Raw genomic sequence first — 14806 nt, 5'->3', positions numbered from 1 at the left:
GCAAAGGCTTCGGCCCAGGAGGCACGCGCCGGGCCGGAAACGGGGATGGAAATAGGGATTGGCCGCCCGCCTACGCGATTTTGCCCGGTTTGGCAAAGGAGTGGGGTTTAGGCCGGGGCGCTGTCCAGCGCGTGTTGCATCGCATCGCGCAATGCCGCTGGGTCGTTGGCGGGGATGAGCGTCAGGCCGGGCTGGGCTGGCAGGCCGCAGGCAGGGGTGGCGATGACGGGCAATCCCGCCGCCAGCGCGCGGAGGAGCGTTCGCGGGTTGTGCTCGACCAATGCGGGCAAGATGACGCCCGCGAGTTGGTCGGGCGCGTCGGTTTGAAGCTGGACGTCCAGATCGCCCCAGAAGCCGGGCTGGTCTTCGCCCGGCCGCTCGATCGCCAGCCTGGCGTCGAGCCCGGCGATCGCGGCGCGCATCGCGTGCACGCCTTTGCGCGCGAGCGCGGGGCCGGCGAACAGGAAGGTCTTGCCGTCTCGCTGTGCGGCGAGCGCAGGCGCCGGCAGCCAGTCGATCACTTCGACTCGATCGCGCGGGAAGCAGGCGGCGACCGCGCGGTGCGGGGTGATGAGCCGCGTCGCTGCGCCGAGCGCTTCGCGTTCGGCTTGTGCGACCGAAGCGGGGGCGCGGAAGTCGCCGAGTGTTGGGCTGTCCGGGTGACGCTCGGCGGCGGTGTCGAGCAGGTCGTGCAGCGCATCGATCGGCAGTCGGTCAAGCAGCACCTCGAAGCTCCGCCCACGCAGCGCGCCCAGCCGCCACAGATGCGGCAGCAACGGCTGCGCGATAACGAGGTGCGTATACTGGGCGCTCAATCGGCGCGCGTAAGCCTTGGCCAACCGCGCATCGGCGGCGAGCAATAAGGCCGCGCGTGGGGTTCCCTTCGCCGCCGTGCGCAGCGCCAGCGAGCGCTGGAGCACAGCAATGTCGGTGGTGCGTTCGGGTGCAACGGTCGGCCAGCCACTCGCCTGCCGGCCGAAGCGACGCGATGGCAGCATCAGTAGATCAGCCTCGTCGGCACATGCCCGGTACAAGGCAGCGAATTCGGGCGTCGCGGCATCGACCAGCCACGCGGTCGGCGCGTCGACCGGCTCGGTGTCGGGGTTGTGGCGATGGCACGATACCTGGCCGCAGCTCAGGCAATCGTGCGCCGCCGAGCCGGTCAGGAACGCGGGCGTCGGCGCGATCGCCCCTTCGCCGAACCCGCGCACCGTGACATCGAGCGCGTCGGCGCTCAGCGTCGCATCGATGCGAAAGGCGTGGCGCGAGCGCACGCGGAAATCGAGATAGTTCCAGAACACCGTCGCATCGCGCCCCGCCGCCGCGCGCGACCCCGGGACGATGCGCGTGTGCGCGTGGCGCTCGACCACTTCGAGCCCCGCATCGACGGCGGCCTCATACAGCGCATTGGACAGCTGGCAGAGGCCGCCGCCGACGGTCGCGATCATGCAGCCTTCGCGCAGCTCGCGCCCCTCGACGAACCCGCGCCGCTTGAGCGGCTTGCCGACCTGCCGCCAGAAGCTCAGCACCTCGCCCACACCCACCTCGATCCCGTCGAGCCCGGCGATCGCGGCGCGCAGATTCTGGATCTTGCCGGCGTTGAGCGCGCGGTCCTTCGCGCCGCCCTGTGACGTCCACAGTGGGGAGGTGACGCGCGCGAGCACGGGGGCGTCGGCCAGCGCCTGACCCGCGCGATGCCGCTTGACCGGATCGGCCAGCTCGCGCCCCGAGCGGCGCAGGCGGAGCAATGTCGCCTTGCCCTCGAACACCCAATTGCCCAGCCGCGTCGGCACCGCCCGGTCGGGCGGCATCGCCACGTTCGCCAGCCGGTCGCTCATCCCACGCCTCCCACCCGCGCAGTATCGCCGAGCCGCCGATATTTAAGCAAATCAAAACGTCCGCGCCCTAGACCGAGGGTATGACCGGGGGGCAGTCCAGCGCCAGGATGCGGAGCGGCGAGCATTTCGTCATGCTCGACGCGCTGCGCGGGGTCGCGGCGTTGCTCGTCGTGGCGCACCATCTGGAGCGGTCGGGGCTCGATTTCGGGCTGTTCTCGCGCGCGTATCTGGCGGTCGATTTCTTCTTCATGCTCAGCGGCTTCGTGCTGTCGCGCGCATACGATCATCGTTTCGCGAGCGGGCTGGGCTGGGCGTCGTTCATGAAGCTACGGCTCAAGCGGCTGTGGCCGACGATGGCGATCGGGATCGCGCTGGGGGTCGCGGTGGCGTGGGGCGGGGCGATGCCACCCGATCTGCTCGCGATCCGAACGGTCGCCGCGTTACTGTTCGTCCCGCTCGCGATCAGCACGGTGCACCTGTTCGTGCTCGACGGGGTGCAATGGTCGTTGTTCTTCGAACTCTTTGCCAACGCGCTCCACGGCGGACCGCTCAAGCGCGTGCCGACCGCGTCGCTGTGCCGGTTGTTGTTCGTGTCGGTGCTGCTGCTGTTCGGCGTCGCATACCTCCACGGCGACCTCACCGTCGGCCACGTCGCGGCGGGGTGGATCGGCGGGTTCGCGCGGGTGATGTGCGCCTATGTCGCCGGGATGCTGCTCTATCGGCTGTGGTGCCGGATCGGGGCGAGCGTGCCACGCCCGAACGCGGGCTGGGCCTTGGTGGGTTTGGTCGCCGCATTGATGGCGCCCGCTCTGTTCCCGACGTCGTGGTGGTGGATCGATCCGCTGTTCGTTGTCGCTGTCTTCCCGGTCGTACTGTGGGTCGGCGCGACCGCGGCCATCGCACCGCGCTGGCGCGGGATCGCGGCGGTCAGCGGGGCGATTTCCTACCCGCTTTATGCCTTCCACATGCCGCTGCTCGAACTGGGCGAGCGGCTCGGCGACACGGTCGGCGGGGCGGGGGTGGCAGGCTACAGGCTCGCCAGCGTCGCGCTCGCGATCGGGCTGGCGTGGTGGTGGTCGCAGGCCGACTGGCGGCTGCCGCGCTTCGCAGTCAGGCGTGCAGCTTCATTGCCGCATTGATCAATGTGACGAGCGCGAAGCCCAGCGCCACCGCGCTCAGCAACCAGTAACCCGGCCCGAACGCCGTCGCGCGGTCGGGATCGGCGGTGTCGTACCAGATCGTGTGCACCCCGCTCGGCCACCAGCCGGCGCGGACGTAGCGCTTGACCTCGGCGACGTGGCGCTCGCCGTCCTCGTCCTCGTAATGGACCGTTTCCTCGATCAGCCTTTGGTCGCGCCCGTCGGTGATCCGCCAGCCGCGCAGGGTGCCGAAACCCCAGAAATCGTCGCGCCGCTCGGCGTCGGTATAGTCGCTCGCCCACACCACGGCGGCGGCGGGCTTCCAAGCGGCGAACAGCGTCGCCGCGCGGTAGAGGCAATACAGCAACCCGAGCATCAGCGCGGGTGCGGCGAAGGTCACGAAATCCCGCATCTCGGCGTTCGGCCTAGCGGCGAAACATCACGAAGCGGTAAAAGCAAAAGGGCCGGGAGTTTCCTCCCAGCCCTTCGCGAACTTACTGGATCGCGTCGATCAGGCGCCAGCGACTTCCGCCGTGTCGACCTTGATCCCCGGGCCCATCGTCGAGCTTACCGCGACCTTCTTGACGTACTTGCCCTTGGCGCCGGCCGGCTTGGCCTTGACCACCGCATCGAGCAGCGCGTCGAAGTTCGCGCGCAGGTCCGCCGCGGGGAAGCTGGCCTTGCCGATCCCCGAATGGATGATCCCGGCCTTTTCGACGCGATATTCGATCTGGCCGCCCTTGGCCGCCTTCACCGCCGCTGCGACGTCCATCGTCACCGTGCCGAGCTTCGGGTTCGGCATCATGCCCTTGGGGCCGAGCACCTTGCCGAGACGCCCGACGACGCCCATCATGTCGGGGGTCGCGATGCAGCGGTCGAAATCGATCGTTCCGCCCTGGACGATTTCCATCAGGTCTTCGGCGCCGACCACATCGGCCCCGGCCTCGCGCGCTTCATCGGCCTTCGCGCCCTTGGCGAACACGCCGACGCGGACGGTTTTGCCGGTTCCTTTCGGAAGCGTAACGACTCCGCGCACCATTTGATCAGCATGGCGCGGGTCGACGCCCAGGTTCAGCGCGACTTCGATCGTTTCGTCGAACTTCGACGTGGCGTTCGACTTGGCGAGCGCGATCGCTTCGTCGACGCCGTGGAGCTTCTCGCGGTCGACGGTCAGCGCCTTCTGCTTCTTGCTAACGAACGCCATGATCAGCCCTCCACCACTTCGAGGCCCATGGCCCGCGCGCTGCCTTCGATGATGCGGGTCGCCGCGTCCATGTCGTTGGCGTTCAGATCCTTCATCTTCTGCTCGGCGATCGCGGTCAGCGCCGAACGCTTGATCTTGCCCGCGGTGATCTTGCCCGGCTCCTTCGAGCCCGATTTGAGGTTCGCCGCCTTCTTGATCAGGAAGCTCGCCGGCGGCGTCTTCGTCTCGAACGAGAAGCTGCGGTCGGCATAGACAGTGATCACGGTCGGGATCGGCGCGTTCTTCTCCATGTCGCCCGTCGCGGCGTTGAACGCCTTGCAGAACTCCATGATGTTGACGCCGCGCTGACCGAGCGCCGGGCCGATCGGCGGCGACGGGTTGGCGGCGCCGGCGGGCACCTGCAGCTTGATATAGCCGGTAATCTTCTTTGCCATGACTGGCGTACCTCACTCTGTTGCGGCCGGAGCGAAGCTTCCGGAGCCGTTCAAGTTTAGCGGTCCAAGCGGACGCAAGCGCCCTCCCGCGGATTTTCCATTGCTGTAGCGTTGGAAGCGCGCGCCATTAGCCGAAGCGGGTCGGCGGCGCAAGGGCGGCGCGGAGTAAATCCGCGCCGTCGGCCGAGCCTTGCGGCTCGCCGGCCGGACGTTCGCCGTCTCAGGATCAGCGCGCGCTGATCCTGTGCGTCTCCGTTGCAATGTTGGAATTCGTTTGAGAGCGTTTTCGGCATGCCAAAGCCGTTAAATCGAACCCAAGCGATCCAGAATCAGCAATTCCTGCGCGAATTGCGGCGCACCGGGAACGTCCGTTTGTCGGCGCGCGCGGTGGGGCTCAAATATTCGACGATCCAGCATCGCCGGCGCCAGCATCCCGCGTTCGCGACGCGCTGGGACGCGGCGATCGCCTTCGCGCAGGCGCGGCTGAACAAGAAAGGGCGGCAGGGACCCAAGCCGAAGGAGGGCGGCAATCGAACGCTGGGTGGCGAGCCGGTTATCGTCCGCCGCAACGACGGCAAGCTCCAGATGCGCGCCGCCCAGCCCGGCAAGCTGACCAAGCAATGCGAGCAAGCGTTCCTGTCGGCGCTCAGCGCGACCGCCAACGTGCGGCTGTCGGCCAAGGCGGCCGGCGCGGCGGAGGCGGCCTTCTATCGCCGGCGGCGGCAGAACCCGGCGTTCGCGCGCGAATGGCTGCTGGCGTTACAGGAAGGGTACGACCGGCTCGAAATGGCGCTGCACGCGAGCGTGTCGCCGGCGAGCCACGAGGACGATGCGTGGCGCTCCAACGCGCCGCCCGACATGCCGCCGATGACGGTCAACCAGGCGCTGCAGCTGATGTACCTCCACCAGAAGGAAGCGCGGTTGCAGGCCGAGCCCGCGCACATCCGGCGCCGCAAGGGCGAGAGTCGCGAGGCGCATTCGTTCCGGCTGAGCGCGATGTACGAAGCGCGGCTGCAACGCGACCGCGAAAGGTTCGAGGTGATGGAGGCCGCGCGGCGCGAGCGGGGGGAGGGGCCGTATTGGGGGCCGAGGATCGAGCTGCCGGATCTGGGACAGGTGAAGGGATGGTCGAAGGCCGATCCGGCGAAGACGCCGCACGACCCGGACCGGGCGCTGTTCGGGGGATGGCGGATCGGGAATATCAAGAGCCGGGGAAAGGAATGACATCCATTGTCCAGTTATTAGCCGCACTCTACTTCCGTTAGTGAACGATAGCCCAGAACAATGGATTTCGCGCAAATGTCAGATGACCACAGCGATGATCGTCCAATCGCTCCCTCCACTCTTTACAAATATGTCGTCGCGGATCGCATCGACGTGCTTCGCAACGCCAACATCCGGTTTACTCCGCCGTTGAATACCAACGATATTTTTGAAGTGCGTCAGACTTTCGAAATGCTCGCGGGCCCGAAGATGCAAGACTTGTTCGCGGTACAGGCGGAAATGCTCGACATGGAAGAAACCATCTTAAGCGCAGTGAAAGACACGCCGCTCGCCGGCATGTCGCCGGATGCTTTGATGAAGCTTTTCAAGTCTGCGACCGGGACCGATTTGGAGGCGACCCTACAGACCACACTGAGCACCATGCTCAACGATACGATATTTCCGGCGATGAATTCGCCGCAAGCTATAGACAGGCTTCTTACAAAGCTAGGGCGCGACCTGATCTGCCTATCACTGACTGAGCGTTTCGACAGTTCACCGATGTGGGCACATGCACATAATTCCACCGGTTTCGTAATCGCGTTTAATACGGAAAATAGCTTTTTCCGTCGTGGTGATTTGGGCGAGCGCCAAGGGCTCCAAAAGATCAAGTATTTTAACGGCAAGATAACCGAGGTGATGGATGACCCTTACGCGGCATTAATGTCGAAACAGAAAGATTGGGCCTACGAACGGGAATGGCGGCTTTATCTCACGGCCGCACAGGCGTCGAAGACGGTCACTGTAGGGGAGGAGGCGATTCACCTAGTCGATTTCCCATCGCAGGCTGTGCAGCGTGTGGTTCTGGGGTTGCGCGCCAGCGAGGAGCTCGAATCGTCGTTAAAAAGTATTTTAGCCGATAGCTATTCGCATGCCCAACTCACACGCGTGAGCGCGGATTTCGCATCGGCGTCGCTAATTGAGACGCCCGTCGCTTAAATCTCGAGCTTTCGCTCACTCACGATGGCAGCGCCAATGGATAGCTTCGGAAGTAGCGTCGAGGTCGCTTTCGTTTGAAAGCGCGAGAGACCGACAGCGGAGTGAGTCCGCTGTCGGGACGCGGCTTTGCCGCGCCGGCCGGTCTTCGCCGTCTCAGGATTAGCTCGCGATAATCCTGTGCGGGCAGCAAGTGGGCTTTGCCCTACTTGCTTCGCTCGACTTGCTCGAAGTCCAGCTCCACGGGCGTGGCACGCCCAAAGATCGATACGCTGACCTTGACCTTCGCCTTGTCGAAATCGAGTTCCTCGACGATGCCGGTGAAGCTCGCGAATGGGCCGTCGAGCACCTTGACGCTGTCGCCGATCTCGTAATCGACCTTGACCTGCTGCTTGGGCGCGTGGGCTGCGGCTTCGTCTTTCGAATTGAGCATCCGCGCGGCTTCGGCGTCGCTGATCGCCTGGGGCTTGCCGTTGGGGCCGAGGAAGCCGGTGACCTTGGGCGTGTTCTTGACGAGGTGATAGACGTCGTCGTTCATGCTGAGCTTGGCGAGGACGTAGCCAGGCATGAACTTGCGCTCGACCGACACCTTCTTGCCGCGGCGTGCCTCGGTCACGGTCTCGGTCGGGACCTCGATCGCCTCGACCAGCTGCTCCAGCCCCATGCGCGCGGCTTCCGCCATGATCGCGTCGCGGACCTTGCCTTCGAAACCCGAATAAGCGTGGATGATGTACCAGCGTGCCACGTAGCGTTACCCTTTTCCCGGCCTTACTTGGTCGCGAGCCCGAGGAGCAGCTTGACCAGCGCCTCGAACCCCGAATCGATCACGAAGAAGAACACCCCCAGGATCAGCGTCATGATCATCACCATGATGCCGGTCATGATCGTCTCGCGCCGCGTCGGCCAGACGACCTTGCGCGTTTCGGCGCGCACCTGCTGGATGAATTCGACCGGAGATGTTCTTGCCACGAGCGAGTGACCCTTGTTGCGTTGTGCCGACACGCGGGACATAGGCCCGCCGCCCGCTCCCGTGAAGGGCCGGACGACAAGACAATCCCGATGTCGGATTGAGCGGATGCTTAGCGTGGGGCCGTCATGGGAGCAAGTCCCATGACGTCGGACGGGTTCGGCTGGCGCCGACCCGCCGGCCGGCCTCGCGACGTCTTGCGGCCAGCATCGCTGGCGCGCATGCGCCGCGAGGCTGGCAGGGGAGCTCGGATTCGAACCGAGGGCCTTCGGTTTTGGAGACCGACGCTCTAACCAGCTGAGCTACACCCCTAAGCCGTCGCGCTCCTAACGCCGGGGCGTTTGGAGCGCAAGGCCGGCCGGCGCGCCGCAGACTCGTCCGACGTCACGGGATTTACTCCCGTGACGGCCCTAAGCAGCAGCTTGATCGTCCCAGCGCCGCGCCGCGAGCGCGCGGGCTTCGGCGACGGGTAGCGGGCGGCCGAAATAATAGCCCTGGACCTTGGTGCAGCCGAGGTCCTGGATCATCTGGTGCTCCTGCTCGGTCTCCACCCCTTCCGCGGTCGTCGCCATGCCGAGCGATTGCGCGAGCGCGACCACGGCGCGGATGATCGCGATCGGTTCGGGCTGGCCCTTCGACGCGCCCTGCACGAAACTCCTGTCGACCTTGATCGTCGAGAAGCGCGTCCGCGCGAGGTAGCCGAGCGACGAATAGCCCGTCCCGAAATCGTCGAGGCTCAACCGCACGCCCAGGTCGAGGATGCGTTCGAGCACCTGCACCGCGACGGTGCCTTCGCGCATGAACACGCCCTCGGTCACTTCGAGCTCGAGCCGTTCGGGCGGCAGCCCGCTGTTCGCCAGCGCCGACGCGACCACCGCGACGAACGCCGGGTTGTGGAGCTGTTCGGGCGACACGTTGACCGCGACGCGGGTCGGCGCGGGCCATTGCGCGGCTTCGTCGCATGCCGAGCGCAGCACCCACTCGCCCATCGGCACGATCAGCCGCGCGTCCTCCGCCAAGGGCACGAACTTCGCCGGGGACACCACGCCGAGCTCGGGGTGCGTCCAGCGTAACAGCGCCTCGAACCCCGTCAGCCGGCCGGTGCCGGCGTTGACAACGGGCTGGTATTCGAGGTGCATTTCGCCCTTTTCGAGCGCCTGGCGCAGCGCCATTTCAAGCACGCGGCGCTCCTCCGCCTTGACGTGGAGCTGCGGCTCGTAGGTGTGGAACACGCCGCCGCCGGCATCCTTCGAGCGGTACAGCGCGAGGTCGGCCGAGCGGATCAGCATCTCCGCGGTGCGCCCGTCGCGCGGTCCCGTCGCGATGCCAATCGACGCGCCGATGTGCAGCGTGTGCTGGTCGAGGTCGTAGGGTTTCGACAGCGCGTCGATGATCGATTTGGCGAGCCGCTCGACCCGGGCGGGATCGCTCGCATCGCGCACGACGACCGCGAACTCGTCGCCGCCGAGCCGCCCGATGATCTCATTCTCGGTGACCAGCCGGGCGAGCCGTTCGGACACGCGCCCGAGCAAGCGGTCGCCGACCGGGTGGCCGAGCGAATCGTTGACCGCCTTGAAGCGGTCGAGGTCGATCATCATGAACGCGCAGCGCGTCCCCCATTTTTCGGCATCCGCCATCGCCTTGGCGAGCTGTTCGTTGAGGAAGAGGCGATTGGGCAGCCCGGTCAGCGTATCGAACCGCGCCATGCGGTTGATCTGGTCGGCCGATTCGCGTTGCGCGGTGACGTCCGACCCGACGCCGCGGAACCCGATGAACAGCCCGCTATCGTCGTGGCGTGGGCTGGCCGACAGCGCGAACCAGCGTTGTTGTTCGCCGACCTGGACGGGGAGGAGAAGGTCGCGGAACGCATCGCGGCCCTTCAGCTTTTCGGCGAGCGCGTGGAGCCCGGGCGAGAAATCGCCCGATTCCCAGCGTTCGGCGGCGAGCGCCTGGAGCAGCGGCATGCCGTTGATCTTGATCGGATCGAGGTTGACCGACTTGGAGAAACGCGGGGAGGCGCGGATGATGCGGCGCGCGCTGTCGGTCTCCCACAGCCAGTCGCCGTCTTCTTCCTCGAACTCGCGCAGCAACAGGCTGACGGTTTCGTCGCGCTCGGCAAGACCGATTTCGTTGGCGCGGATCACCACCAGCGCCTTGCAGCGCTGGAAGCAGCCGAGCATCAGCAGTCCGACGAACAGCGCGGTCGCGGCCGCGAGCAACGGGCTGCCGAGCATCAGCAGCATGGTAACGATCGCCGCGCCCAGGATGCCAAGGAAACTGAGCGTCGCGAGCGGCAGCGCCGCCATCGCCACGGCGGACGCGGTCATCATCACCGACAGGAGAATCCACAACCCCATCGCGGTGCCGATATCGGCCTTCGCGCCCAGCGCGAGCGGCGGCACCGACCAGACCGCGGCGAGCGCCACGCCCTCCAGCACGGTATCGCGCACGTCACGCAGCGTCGCCGAGCTGGCATCACGGTGGCGTGTGTCAAGCCGGCGCACCGCGATTGCGACGCCGACGATCCCCGTCACCACGCCCCAACCGAACAGCAGCAAGCGTGGCGCGTGCCCGTCGAACAGCATCACGATCAACGCGGCGCCGATCAGATTGGCGGCGAGCAGGAACAGGGCAAGCTGGCGCCCGGCATGCAGTTGCGCCGCGCGGATCGGCCCCCAATCGGTGGTGTCCGGCGGGTCGTACAGCCCAAGCAGCGCGCGGACGTCGATCCGCGGCTTGGGAAATTGCGAAGATTGTTCCGAACTCACGCCCCCGCGATTAGCGGACGAGAGTTATCGAACGGTTAGGGGAAGGGCCGATTTTGTCCGATTACGGCGCGCCCTATACGATTTTCGCCAGGCGGTCCGACTAAGCCGCGATATCGTACGGCTTGATCTCACCCGCCAGATACAGGTTGCGCGCCTTCGCTCGGCTCAATTTGCCCGAACTGGTGCGCGGGAGCGTGCGCGGCGGGATCAGTTCGATCACGCAGTTCATGCCGGTCACCGACCGCACGCGCTCGCGGATTTCGTCGCGCAGGCGGACGCGCTCGGCCTCGTCGCTCGAACGGCACTGGACGAGGACGGCGGGGGTTTCCTCGCCGCCGGGCGTGGTGATCGCGAACGCGGCGATGTCGCCGGCCTTGAACCCGGGGAGCTGCTCGACCGCCCATTCGATGTCCTGCGGCCAATGGTTGCGGCCGTTGACGATGATCATGTCCTTGGCGCGGCCGACGATGTAGATGTAGCCGTCCGACATGTACCCCATGTCGCCGGTGTCGAGCCAGCCGTCAGCCATGCACGCCGCGGTCGCTTCGGCGTCGCGGAAATATCCCACCATTAAGGACGGTCCGGCGCACCACACCTTGCCGATCGCGCGCTCGGGGAGGGGGGTGCCGTCCTCCTCGCGAATCTCGATCTTCATGTCGCGCGCGGGCTTGCCGCAATTGACGATCGCGCGGTAGCGCTGGGGCCGGTCGCGGCGCCCGACCTGTCCGGAAAGTTGCGTTTCCTCAACCAGTTCGACGCGAATGCCCTCACCCGGTGGCATGATCGACACGGCGAGCGTCGCCTCGGCCAGGCCATAGCTCGGCAGGAACGCGCTCGCCTTGAACCCGGCATCGCCGAACGCGTCGACGAACGCCTGCATCACGTCGGGACGGATCATGTCGGCGCCGTTCCCCGCGACGCGCCAGCGCGACAGGTCGAAGCGGTCGCTCGCCTTGGTCTGGCTCGAGATGCGGCGCGCGCAGATGTCGTAGCCGAAGGTCGGCGAATAGCTGAGCGTGGTGCCCGGATTGCGGCTGATCAGGTCGAGCCACGCGAGCGGGCGGCGCGCGAAATCCTCGGTCTTGAGGTAATCGGTCGAGACCTGGTTGGCGATCACCGACAGGAAGCAGCCGACCAACCCCATGTCGTGGTACCACGGCAGCCACGACACGCAGCGGTCACCCGGGCCGACATGCATCCCGATCGAGTGCGCGGCGAGGTTCGACAGGAGTGCGGCATGCGTGATCGCGACACCGTGCGGGAAGCGAGTCGATCCGCTCGAATATTGCAGATAGGCGATGTCGTCGGTCTTGGCGGTCGGCAAAACGGCCTCGGGCGCCGCGCGCGTCGCGAACTCCACCCAGTCGATTCCCTCGACATTGCAATTCTTCGCCGCTTCCGCGCACATCGCGCCGATTTCGGGCGGATAAATCAGCATCTTCGGGTCGCAGCTGTTCAGTTGGACCGAGAGCTGGTCGATGTACGATTGCGCGCCGCCGAAGCTGGTCGGCAGCGGCAATGGCACCGGCCACGCGCCGGCATAGACGACGCCGAAGAACAAGGCGGCGAACTCGGCGCCCGTCTCCGCGATCAGCGCGACGCGGTCCTCGGGCTTGATCCCCGCGGCGATCAGCCGCCGCGCCATCGCCAGCGCATCGTCGCGCAATTCGGTGAAGGTGTAGGCGCGAATCAGCGTGCCGCGCGGATCGTGGAAATTGAGGCCCTTGGTGCCTTGTGCGGCGTAATCGAGCGCCTCGCCCAGCGTGGCGAAATCGGCGAATCGCCGCGGCAGCGCGTCATCGCTCGGCGTCGGGCTAAGCCCCGCCGGTCGTTCGCTCATCGCCACGTCGGTGTTCGTGTCCATCATATGCACTTCGCGCCCATGTTTCGTGCGACTGCGTTCGTGCGCGCCGCATCCATGCCATTTCTGCACCCCTGCCCATGGCAAGCGTTCAAAATCCGTTGTCAGTGTGGCACAATCAAGGCGACATGCCCCGGGTTCCGCGTCGTCCCGTCCCTCCGCTGGACCGTCCCGCCCTCGAACGGCTGGCGCTGCGTTATGTCGAGCGTTTCGCGACCACCCGAAGCCGGCTGACCGATTACCTGCGGCGCAAGATCCGCGAGCGCGGCTGGGACGGCGAGGCGGCCGACCCGGCGGCGATCGCCGAGCGGATGGCGGAACTCGGCTATATCGACGACCGGCTCTATGGCGAGGCCAAGGCGAACGCGATGGCGCGGCGTGGGCTGGGCGCGCGGCGCGTCGCGGGGGCGCTGCATCAGGCGGGGATCAAGGGCGAGGATGCCGAAGCGATTGCCCCGGGGGTCGCCGAGCGCGCGCTGGATTCGGCGATCGCCTTCGCGCGCCGCAGGCGGATCGGGCCGTTCGCGATGGAGGTCGCCGATCGTCCCTTACGCGAGAAGCAGATCGGCGCGATGCTGCGCGCGGGCCATGCACCCGCATTGGCGCGGCAAATCGTGCAGATGGCGCCGGGCGACGATCCGGCTAATCTGGATCAGTGAACGGTCCCGAACCGGTCCGTCCCAATCGTTTGGATTCTGCGGCGGACATGGTACATCGGCGCTTCAGGGGGTGAGTGTGCGCGTAGATCCGCAGCCGGAACACGAACGGCCGCAGCCGTCGGAACAGCCTGTCGCCGATGCGACGACGGCCAGTGAATCGCGCCACGCCGGCACGGTCAAATGGTTCGACGTGACTCGCGGGTTCGGCTTCCTGGTCGACGACGGCCAGAACGGGGACATCCTGATCCATTTCTCGGTGCTCCAGCCGCACGGCCGCCGCAGCCTGCCCGAGGGCGCACGGCTCGAATGCCTCGCTGTCCAGCGCAGCCGGGGGCTCCAGGCGACCGAGATCCTGTCGATCGACCTGTCGACCGCCGTCGAGCCGACCCCGCGCGCTCGGGGGGAGGGCGACCGCGTCGACCCGGTCGCGATGCTCGACGAGGCCGGGGATTTCGAGCCCGTCGCGGTCAAATGGTTCAATCGCCTGAAAGGCTACGGATTTCTGGTGCGCGAGTCCGATTCCGCCGATATCTTCGTCCATATGGAAACGCTGCGCCGCGCCGGTCTGCACGAAGTCGAGCCCGATCAGCGGCTGCGCGCGCGGATCGTCGACGGGCGCAAGGGTCCGCTCGCGGTCGCGGTCGAACGGGACGATTGACGCCATGACGCTGCGAAGGGTCTTGCTGCCGCTGGCGCTGTGCGCGCTGTCCACGGGGTGCGCGACCGGCGATGCGGGCGGCAACAGCGCGATCGCCGCAAAAACGATCGCCGTGACGGTGACCAGCACCAACGGTGCCCATACGTTCCAGGTCGAACAGGCCAAGACGGCGGCGGAACAGGAGCGCGGGCTGATGTACCGCACCGACCTGACCGACAGCGGCGGGATGCTGTTCTGGCCGTATCCCCCCGACGGCCCGCCGCGCGTCGCGACCTTCTGGATGAAGAACACGCCGAGCTCGCTCGACATCATCTTCATCCGCCCCGACGGCACGATCGCGACGATCGCCGAAAACGCCGTGCCGCAGGACGAGACTCAGCTCTCGTCGGGCGAACCGGTCAGCGCGGTACTCGAGATCAAGGGCGGCCGCAGCGCGGCGCTCGGCATCGCCGCGGGCGATAAGGTCACTTGGGCGCATTAGTTGGTTCAGCTTGAGCTGAACATGCGGTGCCGGCCCGCGCCCCCTCCCGACCGCCCATAGAATACCCTGATTGGGCGGTCGGGAGGGGGCGCGGGCCGGCACCGCCTCAGGCGTCAGCCTGCAAAAAAACCGGCTCGTAGCTCACCGGGAAGTTCACCGAGCGCGCGATGAAGCAGAATTCGTGGACTCGTTCATGAATCTCGGTGGCGAGCTTCAGGTCGGCGCCCGCCGCGACCTCGATCTCCGGCCGCAGCACCGCCGACAAAAATCGTCCCGCGCCCGACTTCAGCGTCTCGCCCTGCCCCACCGGACTGTCGCGATAGGCGTGGACGACGATCCCGGCCTTGCTCGCGAGGTGGAGGTACCACAGCATGTGGCACGCCGAGAGCGCCGACAGCAGCAGGTCCTCCGGGTTCATCTTCGCCGGGTCGCCGCCGAGCAATGGGTCGTTCGAGCAATGCACCACGTCGTGCCCGTCGATCGCGATGTCCCACGTCCGGTCGTACCCGCGATAGGTCCGCGTGCCGTCGCCGCGATTGCCGGTCCATACGATGCGCGAGGTGAAATCGTGGTGCATGGCGCTTGTCCCCTTACCGCC

Annotated in this window: 15 protein-coding genes and 1 tRNA gene; 6 read left to right on the top strand and 10 right to left on the bottom strand. The window is 66.6% G+C overall.

Annotated features, from left to right (window positions below):
- Positions 1–107: 107 nt before the first annotated feature.
- On the bottom strand, positions 108–1838 hold the full coding sequence (locus E7773_RS01920) for a VanW family protein (protein WP_293987412.1): 1731 nt from the start codon (positions 1836–1838) through the stop codon (positions 108–110).
- Positions 1839–1918: 80 nt separating this feature from the next.
- On the opposite strand from E7773_RS01920, the gene E7773_RS01915 reads away from it, so the two are divergent.
- Positions 1919–2977 (top strand): acyltransferase, encoded by a 1059-nt coding sequence (locus E7773_RS01915; RefSeq protein ID WP_293987410.1) that lies wholly within the window; start codon positions 1919–1921, stop codon positions 2975–2977.
- On the opposite strand, the gene E7773_RS01910 is transcribed toward E7773_RS01915, so the two are convergent.
- The 3 genes from E7773_RS01910 to rplK all read right to left on the bottom strand — a co-directional run bounded on the left by E7773_RS01910 (position 2949) and on the right by rplK (position 4615).
- Positions 2949–3389: a DUF3592 domain-containing protein gene (locus tag E7773_RS01910; RefSeq protein ID WP_293987407.1), complete on the bottom strand. Its 441-nt coding sequence runs from the start codon at positions 3387–3389 to the stop codon at positions 2949–2951. The two genes, E7773_RS01915 and E7773_RS01910, sit on opposite strands and share 29 nt — an antisense overlap.
- Positions 3390–3488: 99 nt before the next feature.
- Entirely contained in the window at positions 3489–4181 is a 693-nt protein-coding gene (rplA, locus tag E7773_RS01905) for a 50S ribosomal protein L1 (protein ID WP_293987404.1), read from the bottom strand.
- Positions 4182–4183: 2 nt separating this feature from the next.
- The gene (rplK, locus tag E7773_RS01900) at positions 4184–4615 is read right to left on the bottom strand and encodes a 50S ribosomal protein L11 (protein ID WP_293987401.1); all 432 of its coding nucleotides are present in this window, start codon (positions 4613–4615) and stop codon (positions 4184–4186) included.
- A gap of 291 nt (positions 4616–4906) precedes the next feature.
- Between rplK and E7773_RS01895 the strand changes: the two genes are divergently transcribed.
- Entirely contained in the window at positions 4907–5839 is a 933-nt protein-coding gene (locus E7773_RS01895; RefSeq protein WP_293987398.1) for a hypothetical protein, read from the top strand.
- Positions 5840–5899: 60 nt separating this feature from the next.
- The gene (locus tag E7773_RS01890; protein ID WP_293987395.1) at positions 5900–6817 is read left to right on the top strand and encodes a DUF2971 domain-containing protein; all 918 of its coding nucleotides are present in this window, start codon (positions 5900–5902) and stop codon (positions 6815–6817) included.
- Positions 6818–7019: 202 nt separating this feature from the next.
- Here E7773_RS01890 and nusG read toward each other — a convergent pair whose 3' ends face one another.
- The 5 genes from nusG to E7773_RS01865 form a co-directional block, all read right to left on the bottom strand.
- Complete coding sequence (gene nusG / locus E7773_RS01885; protein ID WP_293987392.1) at positions 7020–7559, bottom strand: transcription termination/antitermination protein NusG; 540 nt, start codon at positions 7557–7559, stop codon at positions 7020–7022.
- A 23-nt stretch (positions 7560–7582) separates the two neighbouring features.
- Positions 7583–7783, bottom strand: coding sequence for a preprotein translocase subunit SecE (gene secE / locus E7773_RS01880; protein WP_293987389.1), 201 nt, complete (start codon positions 7781–7783; stop codon positions 7583–7585).
- A gap of 233 nt (positions 7784–8016) precedes the next feature.
- Positions 8017–8093, bottom strand: a tRNA-Trp gene (locus E7773_RS01875).
- Positions 8094–8191: 98 nt separating this feature from the next.
- Complete coding sequence (locus tag E7773_RS01870) at positions 8192–10549, bottom strand: EAL domain-containing protein (protein WP_293987386.1); 2358 nt, start codon at positions 10547–10549, stop codon at positions 8192–8194.
- Between the two features lie 100 nt (positions 10550–10649).
- Positions 10650–12416: a fatty acyl-AMP ligase gene (locus E7773_RS01865; protein ID WP_293987383.1), complete on the bottom strand. Its 1767-nt coding sequence runs from the start codon at positions 12414–12416 to the stop codon at positions 10650–10652.
- A gap of 122 nt (positions 12417–12538) precedes the next feature.
- Here E7773_RS01865 and E7773_RS01860 point away from each other — a divergent pair, with 122 nt between their 5' ends.
- From E7773_RS01860 to E7773_RS01850, 3 genes are all read left to right on the top strand, one after another.
- Positions 12539–13069 (top strand): RecX family transcriptional regulator, encoded by a 531-nt coding sequence (locus E7773_RS01860; protein ID WP_293987380.1) that lies wholly within the window; start codon positions 12539–12541, stop codon positions 13067–13069.
- Positions 13070–13145: 76 nt separating this feature from the next.
- Positions 13146–13727, top strand: coding sequence for a cold-shock protein (locus tag E7773_RS01855; RefSeq protein WP_293987377.1), 582 nt, complete (start codon positions 13146–13148; stop codon positions 13725–13727).
- 4 nt (positions 13728–13731) lie between these two features.
- Positions 13732–14208 (top strand): DUF192 domain-containing protein, encoded by a 477-nt coding sequence (locus E7773_RS01850; protein ID WP_293987375.1) that lies wholly within the window; start codon positions 13732–13734, stop codon positions 14206–14208.
- A gap of 106 nt (positions 14209–14314) precedes the next feature.
- Here the strand turns inward: E7773_RS01850 and E7773_RS01845 are convergent, their stop codons facing one another.
- Positions 14315–14785, bottom strand: coding sequence for an OsmC family protein (locus E7773_RS01845; RefSeq protein WP_293987373.1), 471 nt, complete (start codon positions 14783–14785; stop codon positions 14315–14317).
- Positions 14786–14806: the final 21 nt, after the last annotated feature.

This window comes from Sphingomonas sp. (genome assembly GCF_004799495.1).
In the GTDB taxonomy this organism is placed as follows: Bacteria; Pseudomonadota; Alphaproteobacteria; order Sphingomonadales; family Sphingomonadaceae; genus Sphingomonas.
The sequence above is the reverse complement of the archived record's forward strand: the minus strand, read 5'-3'. Positions and strand labels throughout refer to the sequence as shown.

What these genes read in the sequence shown, in the direction of transcription:
- rplA (WP_293987404.1), bottom strand. Translation starts at nt 4,181, where the DNA reads ATGGCGTTCGTTAGCAAGAAGCAGAAGGCGCTGACCGTCGACCGCGAG.
- E7773_RS01865 (WP_293987383.1), bottom strand. Translation starts at nt 12,416, where the DNA reads ATGATGGACACGAACACCGACGTGGCGATGAGCGAACGACCGGCGGGG.
- E7773_RS01920 (WP_293987412.1), bottom strand. Translation starts at nt 1,838, where the DNA reads ATGAGCGACCGGCTGGCGAACGTGGCGATGCCGCCCGACCGGGCGGTG.
- E7773_RS01845 (WP_293987373.1), bottom strand. Translation starts at nt 14,785, where the DNA reads ATGCACCACGATTTCACCTCGCGCATCGTATGGACCGGCAATCGCGGC.
- E7773_RS01860 (WP_293987380.1), top strand. Translation starts at nt 12,539, where the DNA reads ATGCCCCGGGTTCCGCGTCGTCCCGTCCCTCCGCTGGACCGTCCCGCC.
- E7773_RS01915 (WP_293987410.1), top strand. Translation starts at nt 1,919, where the DNA reads ATGACCGGGGGGCAGTCCAGCGCCAGGATGCGGAGCGGCGAGCATTTC.
- E7773_RS01850 (WP_293987375.1), top strand. Translation starts at nt 13,732, where the DNA reads ATGACGCTGCGAAGGGTCTTGCTGCCGCTGGCGCTGTGCGCGCTGTCC.
- E7773_RS01910 (WP_293987407.1), bottom strand. Translation starts at nt 3,389, where the DNA reads ATGCGGGATTTCGTGACCTTCGCCGCACCCGCGCTGATGCTCGGGTTG.
- E7773_RS01895 (WP_293987398.1), top strand. Translation starts at nt 4,907, where the DNA reads ATGCCAAAGCCGTTAAATCGAACCCAAGCGATCCAGAATCAGCAATTC.
- rplK (WP_293987401.1), bottom strand. Translation starts at nt 4,615, where the DNA reads ATGGCAAAGAAGATTACCGGCTATATCAAGCTGCAGGTGCCCGCCGGC.
- E7773_RS01890 (WP_293987395.1), top strand. Translation starts at nt 5,900, where the DNA reads ATGGATTTCGCGCAAATGTCAGATGACCACAGCGATGATCGTCCAATC.